Origin of the sequence: Williamsia limnetica, assembly GCF_003217475.1 — a bacterium.
Lineage (GTDB): Bacteria > Actinomycetota > Actinomycetes > Mycobacteriales > Mycobacteriaceae > Williamsia > Williamsia limnetica.
Genome location: NZ_QJSP01000020.1, coordinates 44,373 through 58,024, shown reverse-complemented (window position 1 = coordinate 58,024; position 13,652 = coordinate 44,373). Strand labels below are relative to the sequence as shown.

The following is a 13,652-nucleotide window of genomic DNA, read 5'->3' as shown; positions in this document are numbered from 1 at the left end:
ACGCTACGAAATCTGGTTGCGGTTCCATTCGATCCAGCCCACCCCGGTTCGACCGTCGGCGCCGGTCACCCGGCCCCACGCCCGGGCGAAACAGGCGACCCTGCCGTCCTCGGATTCCAGCCGCAGTGGCCCATGGCCGAGCGGTTCGAAGGTGAGTCTGGCGCCGCCGGGTTCGACCTCGAGGCGAGTGGCGGCAGGGAGTGCGTCGGAGCGGCGGCCGTCTGGGGTGAACTCCGACTCGGCGACGTGTCGGGTGAGCTCGAGCAACGGCAGGGCAGGCAGCTGCGCATACCCGATACTCATCTGCGGTAGGTCCGGGATCCGCAGGTCGAGGCCGTGCAGATGGGTGCCATCCGGGAAGTGCAGTGCACTCCACACCCAGTCCATGCCCCACCAGTCGCGGACACCCCACGAGTGGTCCCGCTGCCCGGGCACGTCCCGGATCGGGATCATCTCGTCATCGACACTGATCGTCCCGGTGACGAGGCAGGGAATTTCGTAGCGCGGCGTCACGCGGTACTGGTAGGCAGCGCCCGCGCTGGCGAAGCGCAGATCCATCTGCACCTCGACGGGTCGGCCCCGCTCACCCCGCAGGATCGCGGCCGGATCGTCGAAGGACTCACCGCGCCCTCGCAGCAGGACCGACGCGGTCGTGAGCGGTTCGTCGAAGCGGTGGGTCGCCTCGAGCCTGTCGGTGGAGAAGGTCAGGTCCTGGGGAGTCGGTAGGTCGAAGTCGAGGACCGCGACCGTCGGCCGGCCGGGACCGCAGATCATCGCGGTGTACCAGGAGCTCTTCTGGTTGGGGGTGAGTCCGATCCGGACGTATCCGCCGACTCCTGCCTCGGCGTCGGCGAAGTCGAAGTACCAGCTCTCGTTCCACAGGTCCTCGTCGCCGGGGGTGTGAGCGAACTCGTCCGACGGTTCGGGTACGAGGGGTTGCAGGACACTCGGCGCGGGCAGGGTCGCGGCGGAGTCGAGGTCGAGGGCCAGCTCGCAGTGTCGCGCGAACATCGTCATGAACATCTCGTCGCCGCGCTCGGTCTGCTCGACGATCACCGACGGGACGATCGTCATCAGCATGCCGAAGAACGTGTGTTTGCGGACGCCGTCGCGTACCTCGTCGACCGTTGCGGGACCTCGCCCACCGAGCCCGTCGAAGTAGATCTGCAGCAGATCGTCGAAGTGCGTCCGTCGCAGTTCGGTCGGTAGCGACGCCCCGAGGAAGTACGCGAGGTCGTTGGTCGCCGGGCCCCACGCGACGGTCTGCCAGTCGACGACCGTCACCGGGCGAGCGGCACCCGGTTGCCCGAAGAGCAGGTTGTCGAGGCGGAAGTCGCCGTGGATCAGACTCTGATGCGGGAGGCTCTGCTGCTCGGCCAGATAGCCGTCCCAACTGTCGACCATCTGCTGTGCCAACGCTTGATGCCGCGGGTCCAGACGGTCGCCGTATCGGGCCACGAACGCCGGGAACAGCGACGCCAGCAGCGCCTGATCGATCGGCGGTTCCCGGTTGAGCCACTCGGTGGCGGCCAGATCGTCGCTGCCCAGGACTGCTGACTGGATCCGCGCCAGTGCCTGCACCGCGAGTTCGGCCTGGGCGAGCGTGGCGCCCACGATGTCGTTGCCCACCTCCGCCGGCCCCGCGTCCTCGAGGACCAGGGCAAAGGTCCCGGTGCCCGGTTCGTAGCTCGCATGGTGGCACCGGGCGAGGGCGCCGCTGCCGATGGAGTCGGCGATGTCGGCGTAGAAGCGGACCTCGCGTTCGTAGAGTCCGAGGGAGACCCCGGTGGAGCGACTCGTCTCATCGGACGCAGCAATCTTCAGGACCACCGACTCCGGCCCGTGCCCGTGCCCGTCGCCGTAGCGGACACTGACGCGGTGACTTTCGCTCATCTGGCCGGTCCCGATCCGAGTGGTGTCGAAGGAGGCGACCGAGCCGTCTCCGAGGGCCCCCGTCAGCCAGTCGGCGGTCAGATCATCGGTGACGGCGATCACAGTCGGTGTGCTCATCCGCAAAAACTAACTAGCGATTCAGGTTTCATGGTCCCGAATGGGGAATTTCGCTGGTCACGGTCTGTTGAGGTAACCTGGCCAGCGTTGCCGACGCGGCGACCCTCCTGCCACGGAACGTCCGTGGCCGACCTAGTCCATAGGAGGTGATGAGGTCTTATGCGTCACTACGAATTGATGGTCATTCTCGACCCCAACCTAGATGAGCGAACTGTTGCTCCATCGTTGGATACCTTCCTCAACGTGATTCGCCAGGATGGCGGAAATGTTGCAGGCGTCGATGTCTGGGGCAAGCGCCGTCTTGCCTACGAAATTCTCAAGCACACCGAGGGAATTTACGCAGTCGTCGATCTCAATGCGGAGCCCCAAACCGTCACCGAGCTCGATCGTCAGCTGAAGCTGAACGAGTCGGTGCTGCGCACCAAGGTGATGCGTGTCGATGAGCGGGCCAAGGTGCGTCGCGCCAAGGTTGCTGCCAAGCACGCGGCCAAGGCTGCTGCAAAACCGGCCAAGTAAGCACTGCTGACGCGTCCAGTTGAACCATTCGGTCCTTCTGAACGTCTCATGCGTGTCGGTACCGGGCTCTAGGCTCCTCTCACAGGGGGCTCGCTCGCTCGGTGCACATCGACCCCAACCACTGCGCAACCGCAACTGAACTCGGGAGATACACATGGCAGGCGACACCATCATCACCGTCGTTGGAAACCTCACGGCTGATCCGGAACTCCGGTTCACACCGTCCGGTGCCGCCGTCGCGAACTTCACCGTGGCTTCTACGCCGCGTGCGTTCGACCGGCAGACCAACGAATGGAAAGACGGCGAAGCGCTGTTCATGCGCTGCAACATCTGGCGTGATGCCGCCGAGAATGTTGCCGAATCTCTCACCAAGGGTTCACGCGTGATCGTGTCCGGCCGGCTCAAGCAGCGGTCGTACGAAACCCGTGAGGGTGAGAAGCGCACAGTGGTCGAACTCGAGGTCGACGAGATCGGTCCCTCGCTCCGCTACGCCACCGCAAAGGTCAATCGGGCCTCGCGCGGTGGAGGCGGCGGTGGCGGTGGCGGCAATGCCGGTTCCGGCGGCGGCGGTGGAAACCGTGGCGGCGGCGGAGGCAATTCCGGCGGCGGCGGCGCTGCGCAGAACGACGATCCGTGGGGCAGTGCCCCGGCGAGCGGATCGTTCGGTGGCGGGGACGACGAACCACCGTTCTGACGAACATTCCAGGGTCTCGGCAGTCACATGCCGAGGATCTGAACACTTTTGGAGTATGTACACATGGCTGGAAAAGCTAAAGGCGGACGGAAGGTCCGTGGTGCAGAAAAGATCGTCAAGGCCAAGGCCTGCACTTTCTGCAAAGAGAAGAACCTGTTGATCGACTACAAGGACACGGCGCTGCTGCGTCGCTTCCTGTCTGACCGTGGCAAGATCCGCTCGCGTCGGGTCACCGGTAACTGCGTCCAGCATCAGCGGGACGTGGCCATCGCGGTGAAGAACTCGCGCGAAGTTGCCCTGCTGCCCTTCACCTCGACCTCTCGATAAGCGGAAAGGACCAAGAACATGAAACTGATCCTCACCGCAGAGGTTGAGAACCTGGGTGTCGCAGGCGACACCGTCGAGGTCAAAGACGGCTACGGCCGTAACTTCCTGCTGCCCCGCGGACTGGCCATCGTCGCCACCCGTGGAGCCCAGAAGCAGGTCGACGGCATCCGCCGTTCGCGTGATCTGCGCGAGGTTCGTGGCGTCGAGCACGCCAACGAGCTCAAGCAGGCCATCGAAGGACTCTCCGAGGTCAAGCTGGGCGTCAAGACCCACGACTCCGGCAAGCTCTTCGGTTCGGTCTCCACGGCTGACGTCGTGGGCGCGATCAAGACCGCCGGTGGACCGGCGATCGACAAGCGCAGCGTCGAACTGCCCGAAGGCCACATCAAGGCCACCGGCAAGTACCCGGTCGTGGTGAACCTGCACGGCGATGTCGCCGCCAAGTTCAGCCTGACCGTGGCTGCCGGCGAGTAGTCACACAGCGATCCGACAACAAACCCCCGGCCATCTGGTCGGGGGTTTGTTGTTGTTGTGTGGGTGTCAGCTCAGACAGTGCAGAGCGGGCGGATCTCGTTGGACCCACCGGTGGTCGGTGAGGTGAGGATGGTGCAGGCGTTGTAGCCGCGGTCCTCGGCGACCTTGCGGATCTGCTTCCACTGCGCGGTGCTCACATTCGGCTCCCGGGACAGGACGAACGCCGACGTGCGTTCGGGGCTTCCGACAAATGCCCAGGAGTAGTCATCGGCGATATAGGTGACGACGTAATTGGTGGGACCGGACTTCGACTCCTGCGTGGGGACGCCGGGGAAGCTCACGTGCAGTTGTGCGCCGGTGACGGCGTCGTTGACGCGCGCGTTGCCGACGATCTTGTTCTCACCGTTGGTCCAGGTGGTGCAGGTGTTCTCGACCCGAATGTTGCTCGCATCGATCAGGTCGTACTGCGCCTGGGTGTCACGGGCGCAGATCAGGTTGAACGGCTGGGGGATTGCGGCGACCTGGTTCCAGGTACCGAGGTAGCGCTGGGTGTCCAGTTTGGCCACCGGCTTGAGCGGCTGGGGCAGTGAACTGGTGTCGGCCGAGGCGGGGGCCGCGCAGGCCAGCGCGAAAGCGATTGCCAGCCCACCGATCACTGCGCGGCTGAGCCGTCGAGGTGAGAACGCCATGGTTGCCATCTCCTATTTCTGTTGCGGTTGTAACTGCGGGTGTGGACGCGCTTGTGTATCCACATTGCCGGGCCACCACATGCGAGGCCCGATCAGACTGAAGAGAGCGGGTATCACCACTGTTCGTACCAGGAACGTGTCGAGAAGGATACCCAGGCCGACGATGATCCCGATCTGGGTGAGCGTGATCAGCGGCAGAATGCCGAGCACGCAGAACACTGCTGCCAAAACGATTCCGGCACTGGTGATCACGGCGCCGGTCGACGCGACCGCGCGGATGATCGCCTGTCGCGTACCGTATTCCGGTGTCTCTTCGCGGGCGCGGATCACCAAGAACATGGTGTAGTCGATACCGAGCGCGACGAGGAACAGGAACGAATACAGCGGGACGTTGTTGTCCACGCCGGGGAAGCCGAAGATGTGTTCGCTGATGAGACTGCCGATCCCGATCGCGGCGAGAGTACTCAGCACGGTCGTCGCGACCAGCACGAGCGGCGCGACGAGCGCTCGGAGGAATACGATGAGGATGATGAAGACCACCGCCAGGATCAGTGGGATGATCACCAATCGATCGCGCTCAGAGGCGTTTTGGATGTCGAGCGCTTTGGCGTCGGATCCGCCGACAAAAGCGTTGGCACCGCGCAATTCGTCGGTGGAGGTCCGCAGCTCTTCGATGATGTCGAAGGCTTCCTGCGAGGCCGGATCGGCATCGAGTACCACGGACCACTTCGTGAACCCGGTCGGGGATTGTCCGGTCTCCGTCACCGACACGACCCCCGGCGTCGACTCGATGATTCCTTGAACCTCCTCGGCCGCGAACGTTTTCGCGAGGACGGTGGTGGGATCGGACTGCCCCGGCGGGAAGTGTTCGGACAGCTTGTCGAACCCCTCGACCGAGTCGGCGCTGACCCGGAACTGTTCGGTCTGCGAGAGGCCGATGTTGGCGCCCACCAGGCCGAGTGAGCACGCGATCAGAGCGGTCAGAGAGACCACGAGTACTCGTGCGGGGTGCCGGGAGACCGCTCCGGCGATACGGAACCAGGTGCCACCCTCGGTGGGGACGGGGTCGCCCACCTTGGGTACAAACGGCCAAAAGAGTTTGGTCCCGAACAGAGCCAGCAGCGGGGGCAGCACCAGCAGCGCGAAGATCACCGCCACCACCAGACCTGCGGCTGCCAGCGCGCCGAGGCTACGGGTACTCGGGAGCACGGCGAGGAGCAGGGTCAGCAGGGCCAACACGACCGTTGCGTTGGACGCCAGGATGGCCGGGCCGGCCTGACGGACGGCGCGCCGCAACGCAATTCGATGGTCGGCCTCGGCCCGCAACTCTTCGCGATAGCGAGAGATCAACAGCAGCGCGTAGTTGGTGCCGGCCCCGAAGACGAGCACGCTGGTGATCCCCGACGTCGAGCCGTCGAACGACAGACCGGTGAGTTCGGCCAGGCCGGTGCCAACAGAACTGGCCAGCCTGTCGGCGAACGCTATGACGATGAGCGGGACCAGCCACAGCACCGGGGACCGGTAGGTGACGATCAACAGGAGGGCGACCACCAGAGCCGTGACGGCGAGCAGGGTGACGTTGGCGCCGGAGAACGAGTTGGCGGTGTCGGCGCCGAACGCCGGGCCGCCGGTGACGTAGGTGGTGAGGTCGCTCGGTAGTCCGTCGTCAGCTGCGGCTCGGAGTTCGTCGACGAGATCGGTGAGCTTGAAGCCGTTGAGGTCGGCGCTGACCGGCACGATCGAGATCGCGGCCATCTGGTCCGGTGAGAGCGCCACCGGCGGGCCGGTAAGACTGTCTGTGGGAACGGACCGCTCGACCGCGAGCATGCGCTGCTGGGCCGCTGCGACGGCCTCCTGGTCGGCCGGGGTGAGGGTGCCACCGTCATCGCGCACCACGACGAGGACCGCCGGCGCGACGTCCGAGTCGGGGAACTGTTCCAGCAATTCGTCGACGTCGGCGGAGTCGGCGTTGGCCGGCAGGGATTGAGGAGCCTCGCCGGCCGAGTCGTTCTCACCGATGAGTCCCATCGCGGCGATCGAGATCAGAACGATCACCAGTGCGATGCACCACGATCGTCGTCCGGTCACTGAAGCGGCAAGCTGATCCCAAAGGGTGCGAGAATCAGTTGACGTGTCATTTATCGCCATATTTCAGACAATCTCATATTTTCAAATATTGAGCAAGTAAACTATCTTCCGGTGGCAGTAGCGCCGTCGGCAGGAGGAAACGATGTCCGAGCAAGTCCCTTCGGGGGACCCGCGTGCCGAGTTGGAGTTTCAGATGTCGGCCGATGTGCGGGCGCTCTCGGCGGAGTCGGATCAGATCTCGCGTGTGTTCGCTGGGCTGAACGACCTCAGTGCCAATGATTTTCGGGCGCTCCTGCATGTGATGGTCGCAGATTCTGCGGGCGAGCCGCTCACATCGGGCGCGCTCGGTCAGCGACTGCAGGTATCCGGCGGAGCGGTGACGCATCTCGTGGAACGGCTCATCGGCTCCGGGCACATCCGGCGTGAGGCACATGAGAAGGACCGTCGGAAAGTGATGCTGCACTACGACGATCACGGGATGGCGGTGGCGAGAGCCTTCTTCGCGCCGCTCGGCAAACACACGCACGACGCGCTGGCGGAACTCCCCGACGAGGATCTCGAGGCTGCGCACCGGGTGTTCAGCGCCATGATCGGCGCGATGAAGACGTATCAGGACGAGCTGAACGGGACATGACAGAGGCGCATGCGCCGACTCCGGGTCTCGCTCAACGCTGATCTGGCGGCAGATACCTCGGGTTGATGTTGTTGTCGTGGTACTTGTCGCCCGCTGGGTAGACGAACTTGAACCACGACTGGGCGACGGTGAACGCACGCGGCCCGCCGACACAGGTGACGCTGACGGGGCTCACCGCGCAGGTCGAGCCGGCGACCGTGATCGACTGCCCGACACCGAGCAGCGGCGGCTCGAACCAACCCTCGGGGGCAGTGCTGTACGTCGTGTCCCGGGGTACCCAGTACGGACCTTCCTGGCCTCCTGAGATGGCCACGCCGACGGCGTCCCGGGGAGCTCCGCCCGGCCGGCCGTTGCAGCCGACGTATGCGTACCCCGAGCCGATCGCGCACACCCGACCGCCAGGGGTCACGAAGAAGGTGCGCCCGTTGTCGTTGTAGTCGAGTGAGAAGTACGGGTCAGGATCGACCGCCGTATAGCCAGAGAGGTCAGGCACCTGCGTGTAGTCGGGACCGGGAGCGGCCGACGCCGGCGAGCCGGTTGTGAGCAACCCCGCCGTCGCCGCCAACGCTGCCATCACACCGATGAGTTTTCTCATGAATGCCTCCCCAGCATTGCTTGCCTGGTGATCATTGCACCACTTCGCGGGCTCGTATGTGTTGGGTTGGCGGGTCTGGTGGGGCGTGATCGTAAGGGTCATTTCGGGGCCGGTCAAGGCGTTCACCCGTTCGTGCTACGGCGAGGCGCCATCGGGCTGCTACCGAACCGACGCGCGAAGCTGCTACCGAACCGACGCGCGAAAAGGAACACGCCGAAAACGGACATGGAGAGACACGCCGCCGAAAAGGTATCCACAGTGTTCAAAAGCGTGAAACCACCTCTGAAGTGCCTGAATGTCGAAAGTTCGTCGACTTATCCACAAGTTCCCAACAGGGCGCTAACAGGTATGCGCGGAGCGTCCACAGTTGGTGCACAGGATGGTGCACAGCTCGGTTTGGCGCGATTGCTCCGAGCCCTTAGTGTCTGGCCGAGTGGATTGATGGATCGGCGTGACCGGAGCTGGTCGGGGCTTGTCGGACAGTCCTGCGAGACTGATTTCGAACAGGTAAGCGAGAAGGGGTGGCGTCTTGGCCGTAGTTGACGACCGTGGGCATGCCGAGGCTCGAGAGCAGGCCCCCCCGAGTGAGGACTTCGGTCGCCAGCCTCCGCAAGACATGGCCGCGGAGCAATCTGTGCTGGGCGGCATGATGCTGTCGAAGGACGCCATCGCCGACGTCCTCGAAAAGCTGCGGCCCGGCGACTTCTACCGTCCAGCCCATCAAGCCGTGTACGACGCGATCCTCGATCTGTATGCCAAGGGTGAACCAGCCGACGCGGTGACCGTGGCGGGCCAGCTGGACCGTGCAGGAGAGTTGCGCCGCATCGGTGGCGCGCCCTATCTGCACACCTTGATCTCGACGGTTCCCACGGCCGCCAACGCCGGCTACTACGCGGAGATCGTCGCCGAGAAGGCCATCCTGCGTCGACTGGTGGAAGCGGGCACCCGCATCGTCCAGTACGGCTATGCCGGGGCCGACGGGCAGGATGTCGCCGAAGTCGTCGACCGCGCGCAGGCCGAGGTCTATGAGGTCACCGAACGCCGTACCGCAGAAGATTATGTGGCTCTTGAAGAGCTACTGCAGCCGACGATGGACGAGATCGACTCGATCGCCTCGCGGGGCGGTCTGTCGCTCGGGGTGCCAACGGGTTTCCACGATCTCGACGAACTCACCAACGGTTTGCATGCGGGTCAGATGATCATCGTGGCGGCGAGACCTGGCGTCGGAAAAGCCTTGGCCCTCGATACGCCGCTGGCCACGCCATCGGGATGGACCACCATGGGTGAGATCCAGGTCGGCGATCACCTGATCGGCGCCGACGGCAAGCCCACCCGCGTTGTTGCGGCCACTGAGGAGATGGTTGATCGGCCTTGCTATGAAGTTGAGTTCTCCGATGGTTCAGTGATCGTGGCCGATGAGCAGCACCAGTGGTTGACCGACACCCGAGCTTCTCGCCGCCACTCGAAAGCGCAAGCTGAGGTTCGGACGACAGCGGAGATACTCTCCACGTTGAGGACGAACACCAAGGATCGCCGGGTCAATCACTCGGTCTCCAACGCGAAGCCGGTCCAATTGCCGGAGCGCGACCTGCTGGTCCAGCCCTACACGCTTGGTGCTTGGCTCGGTGACGGTACCTCGGCCACCGCGAATCTCACCTCGGATGACCCGGAAATCCCGATGCGGATCGAGGCCGAAGGTTATGTCTGCCGGTTGAGTCCGAATGTGACAATGCGATACTGGATCAGGCTTCCGGCCAACGACCCGATCGCCTCCAAGAACTGCGTTGTTTGCGGCGTCGAGTTCGTTCCGGCTTTCGCTCATGTGAGGACTTGCGGACAGTCGTGCGGCGGGAAGTCGCGTTTCATGTCTGCGCCAGTTGCGCCCACGCCCTGTAAATGGTGCGGCCGCGAGTTTACCGGAAAGTACGCCTGCCAAGAGTGCTTGAACACAGTGGGCAGCGTGCAGGGCCGTCTTCGTATGCTGGGCGTTCTGAACAACAAGCACATACCGACCGCGTACCTGAGGTCTTCAGAGGACCAGCGGCGCGCGCTTCTCGCCGGGTTGCTGGACACCGACGGTACAGTCACGGCGGGTGGTGCTGTGCAATTCACGGGCACTAATGCACGTCTGGTCAGCGACGTTCGCGAAGTCGTTGTGAGTCTCGGATATCGTTGCGGCACTTCGACAAAGCGGGTCAAAGGCCACACCGAGGCGTCTTCGGTCGCGTACACCTTGACCTTCTCGACTGACGACGAGGTCTTTGGACTTTCTCGCAAGGCCCTTCTGCACAAAGAACGTCGACAGGCAACAAATCTCGCACGGTCTTCGGCGAGGTACATCGTCGACGTGCGACAGGTCGAGAGCGTGCCGGTACGGTGCGTCCAGGTCGACAACGCTGATCACATGTACCTCGCAGGTGATTCCATGATCCCGACTCACAACTCCACGCTCGCCATGGACTTCTTGCGTTCATGCTCCATCAAGCACCACATGACGAGTGCCATGTTCTCGCTGGAAATGAGCAAAACCGAGATCGTGATGCGGTTGCTCTCGGCCGAAGCGAAGATCAAGCTCGGCGACATGCGTTCAGGAAAGATGAGCGACGACGACTGGACGCGGCTGGCACGCCGGATGGGTGAGATCTCGGAGGCGCCGCTGTTCATCGACGACTCGCCCAACCTGACGATGATGGAAATCCGGGCCAAGGCAAGGCGTTTGAAGCAGAAGCATGATCTCAAGCTGGTGGTCATCGACTACATGCAGCTGATGTCCTCGGGTAAAAAGGTCGAATCTCGCCAGCAGGAAGTCTCGGAGTTCTCGCGAAGCATCAAGCTTCTCGCGAAGGAGCTCGAGGTTCCGGTGGTCGCAATCAGTCAGCTGAACCGTGGTCCTGAACAGCGAACTGACAAGCGCCCCATGATTTCTGACCTTCGCGAGTCAGGCTCACTGGAGCAGGATGCCGACATGGTCATCCTGCTGCATCGGCCTGATGCGTTCGAGCGGGACGACCCCCGCGCCGGTGAAGCCGACATCATTCTTGGTAAGCACCGTAACGGTCCGACGTCGACGATTACCGTTGCGCACCAACTACATTTGAGTCGGTTCGTGGATATGGCCCGCGGGTAGGCGCTTCGCTCACCCCCTGTCACCAATTGTCGTCGTTCGATCGTGAATAGCTGCACCGTCATGTGCCGCGTAGCTGGGCCGTACGTGCGCAGTCGGTCACGTGGCGGTTCTCGGGCGAGGAGTGTGGACCTCTCACTGAGTGGCCATTGCTGGTTGCTAGAAGTGCCGCGCTAAATCCAATTAGCGCAGATGATACTGGCGTCGACCAGCGCGACATTGCGAACACCGAGGATTCCGACAACGGTAGACTGTGTAATTCAGCGCAGAACACGCACAGGGCGTCGTCGGCGGCCGCACGTCAACAGGTCAACGCGCAATCGGCGGAGCGCTGTTAGTCCCAGTGAGGCCCCGAGCGACCGAGGTCCGCCGCAATAAACGAATGGGTCGTGAGCTGGGGTAATGATGTTGTGGCCGCAAGACAGAGGCACGAGGGGCCGGGGCAAGTATTAACGGATGCGCGACTGACGACTAGGTCCGCGTCCGCGTTGGCGAGCCATCAAGTGCGTCAGGATAATCTGCAAATACGTGGGGTGTCTGTGGTCAAATTGACGAGTGTCCGACCCAGGCGAAGCTTCCGGCTCTAGCGAACCCGCAGCCGTCTCGCCGCCTCTGACGACACCTGCTCATGACAAGGCGGTTGCCGAGTTTGTTAGACAAGCAAGCGAGGGTCTTATGTCGGACGCTGACCCGATATATGCGTCGGTACGACGGCTGCCGCTGCCCGACAGAGTCGCCAGTGTTCGAGTAGAGGTTGGTGACGCCAGCACCTGCCGTCATTGCGGCCCTCCTGTCCACGGCTCGCACGACAGAGCAGCCATAAAGTGACGAAGACTTGTTCGTGGCGCTGCTAACTTCGTCTGACAGCGGTTGTGTCGGGCCCGTCAGCCGCGTGGCGCGGACAGGATGGCCTGAGTTGCCTCATCGGCGAGCCGCTCGGCAAACACCTCTAACTCGGCAGCCAGAGCTGCGGAGACTGTGGGATCCCGATGGGCTCGGATGAGCGCCTTGGTGGCCAGCACAGATGCTGTTGGCCGCTGCGCGAGCGTCGCTGCCGCCCGAACCGCATCCTCTAGCGCGTCGCCTGATGGCACAGCCCGATTGATAAGACCCGCTGCAGCCGCCTCCGCAGCAGTGAACCTCTCCCCGAGCAACAGCATCTCGTTGGCGCGTTTCTCGCCGGCGAGACGGGGGAGGAGGTAGCTCGATCCACCTTCGGGGCACAGTCCTAGCGCGGTGAAGGGCAGCCGGAACTGTGCCGTCTCACCTGCGAACGCCAGGTCGCAGTGCAGCAGCAATGTCACTCCGATCCCCACTGCATGGCCTTCCACGGCCGCGATCACCGGCTTTCGCAGCTTGATCAAGGCCGAAAACAACAGGGGCCCACCGCGAGGGCCTTGTTGCCGGAAGTCGGCGATGTCGTTGCCGCTGGTGAAGGTGTCACCGGCGCCGGTCAGTACGATCGCCCTGATGTCGGGGTCTGCGTCGGTATCTTCCAGCGCAGCAACAAGGGCCAGGTACGTGGCGTGGTCCAGAGCGTTTCGTCGATGCCTGCGATCAATGGTCAAAACTCTCACGCCGTCAGCAGGATCTTCGCTGCGAACTGTCGCCACATCTGTGCGCTTCGCCGCTGATTCGTCGATGCCTGCTCGAGTGGGATGTGACATTCGAGATCTCCTGGTCGTTGCATTGCTGTTGTGCCGCATCTGCTCACGGTCCAAGATTGGGGACCGACGTGCCAGGCCGGGAGTCAGATGTGCCGTCCGCCGGTGACCTCGGCAACGGTACCGGTCATGTACGAGGACATCTTGGATGCGTAAAACAGCGCAACCGAAGCGATTTCGGAAGGCTCGCCCGCGCGTTGCATCGGGATCTCGCCCATCTTGGACTCAAGTGCCGCAGCGGGCATGGCCTCGGTCATGGCGGTGCGGATGAGCCCGGGGGCGATGGCGTTGACGCGCACTGCGTGGTGAGCTACCTCCTTGGCTGCGGCTTTCGTCAACCCGACGATGCCGGCTTTGGCGGCGGAATAGTTGGTCTGGCCGATGAACCCGACCTTGCCCGAGATCGAGGACATGTTGATGATCGAGCCTCCTCCGTTTGCGCGCATGATGCCCGCAGCCAGGCGGGTGCCGTTCCAGGTACCTCGGAGGTGCACGGCGACAACATCATCGAACTGCTGATCCGTCATCGTGCGCATGGTCGCGTCGCGGGTGATGCCGGCGTTGTTGACCATCACGTCGAGCGATCCGAAAGAGGCGATGGCGACGTCGAGCAGCGCCGACACGCTGTCACCGTCTGCCACGTCGCAGCCCACGCCCACGGCGTCGACACCGATCGACGCGGCGAACTCTTTGGCGCGGGCTTCGTCCAGATCGCCGATGACGATTCGCGCGCCATTGTCGGCGAACGTGCGGGCGATCGCGGCGCCGATACCTTGGCCTCCGCCTGTGATGACCGCAGTTGTGTCGTTGAGTAGCATGAGGTTTCGTCCTTCGGAG

Annotated in this window: 11 protein-coding genes and 1 pseudogene; 6 read left to right on the top strand and 6 right to left on the bottom strand. The window is 63.5% G+C overall.

From position 1 onward, the window contains the following. Positions 1 to 3 precede the first annotated feature (3 nt). Positions 4 to 2,010 carry a DUF7064 domain-containing protein gene (locus DFR67_RS25645; RefSeq protein ID WP_110472307.1) on the bottom strand — a complete coding sequence of 669 codons (2,007 nt, stop codon included), beginning with the start codon at positions 2,008 to 2,010 and terminating at the stop codon, positions 4 to 6. A gap of 159 nt (positions 2,011 to 2,169) precedes the next feature. Between DFR67_RS25645 and rpsF the strand changes: the two are divergent. The 4 genes and pseudogenes from rpsF to rplI form a co-directional block, all read left to right on the top strand. Continuing rightward, positions 2,170 to 2,445: pseudogene (rpsF, locus tag DFR67_RS25640) on the top strand (30S ribosomal protein S6); the annotation flags it as partial. A gap of 235 nt (positions 2,446 to 2,680) precedes the next feature. Beyond that, positions 2,681 to 3,220 carry a single-stranded DNA-binding protein gene (locus DFR67_RS25635; RefSeq protein ID WP_110472306.1) on the top strand — a complete coding sequence of 180 codons (540 nt, stop codon included), beginning with the start codon at positions 2,681 to 2,683 and terminating at the stop codon, positions 3,218 to 3,220. Positions 3,221 to 3,283: 63 nt separating this feature from the next. Then, positions 3,284 to 3,547, top strand: coding sequence for a 30S ribosomal protein S18 (gene rpsR, locus DFR67_RS25630; RefSeq protein ID WP_023958686.1), 264 nt, complete (start codon positions 3,284 to 3,286; stop codon positions 3,545 to 3,547). Positions 3,548 to 3,565: 18 nt separating this feature from the next. After that, positions 3,566 to 4,021: a 50S ribosomal protein L9 gene (rplI, locus tag DFR67_RS25625; RefSeq protein ID WP_110472305.1), complete on the top strand. Its 456-nt coding sequence runs from the start codon at positions 3,566 to 3,568 to the stop codon at positions 4,019 to 4,021. 71 nt (positions 4,022 to 4,092) lie between these two features. Here the strand turns inward: rplI and DFR67_RS25620 are convergent, their stop codons facing one another. Together DFR67_RS25620 and DFR67_RS25615 are read right to left on the bottom strand one after the other, a co-directional pair. Next, positions 4,093 to 4,710, bottom strand: a complete 618-nt coding sequence (locus DFR67_RS25620; protein WP_110472350.1) for a lipocalin family protein — start codon at positions 4,708 to 4,710, stop codon at positions 4,093 to 4,095. 12 nt (positions 4,711 to 4,722) lie between these two features. Then, positions 4,723 to 6,858 (bottom strand): MMPL family transporter, encoded by a 2,136-nt coding sequence (locus tag DFR67_RS25615; protein ID WP_211325161.1) that lies wholly within the window; start codon positions 6,856 to 6,858, stop codon positions 4,723 to 4,725. Between the two features lie 82 nt (positions 6,859 to 6,940). On the opposite strand from DFR67_RS25615, the gene DFR67_RS25610 reads away from it, so the two are divergent. Further along, complete coding sequence (locus tag DFR67_RS25610) at positions 6,941 to 7,432, top strand: MarR family winged helix-turn-helix transcriptional regulator (RefSeq protein ID WP_110472303.1); 492 nt, start codon at positions 6,941 to 6,943, stop codon at positions 7,430 to 7,432. 31 nt (positions 7,433 to 7,463) lie between these two features. Here DFR67_RS25610 and DFR67_RS25605 read toward each other — a convergent pair whose 3' ends face one another. Beyond that, on the bottom strand, positions 7,464 to 8,027 hold the full coding sequence (locus tag DFR67_RS25605; RefSeq protein ID WP_110472302.1) for a hypothetical protein: 564 nt from the start codon (positions 8,025 to 8,027) through the stop codon (positions 7,464 to 7,466). Positions 8,028 to 8,556: 529 nt separating this feature from the next. Between DFR67_RS25605 and dnaB the strand changes: the two genes are divergently transcribed. After that, entirely contained in the window at positions 8,557 to 11,154 is a 2,598-nt protein-coding gene (dnaB, locus tag DFR67_RS25600) for a replicative DNA helicase (RefSeq protein ID WP_211325160.1), read from the top strand. Between the two features lie 881 nt (positions 11,155 to 12,035). Here dnaB and DFR67_RS25595 read toward each other — a convergent pair. Next, entirely contained in the window at positions 12,036 to 12,818 is a 783-nt protein-coding gene (locus DFR67_RS25595; protein ID WP_110472299.1) for an enoyl-CoA hydratase/isomerase family protein, read from the bottom strand. 83 nt (positions 12,819 to 12,901) lie between these two features. Then, positions 12,902 to 13,633 carry a 3-oxoacyl-ACP reductase FabG gene (fabG, locus tag DFR67_RS25590; protein ID WP_110472298.1) on the bottom strand — a complete coding sequence of 244 codons (732 nt, stop codon included), beginning with the start codon at positions 13,631 to 13,633 and terminating at the stop codon, positions 12,902 to 12,904. Between the last annotated feature and the right edge of the window lie 19 nt (positions 13,634 to 13,652).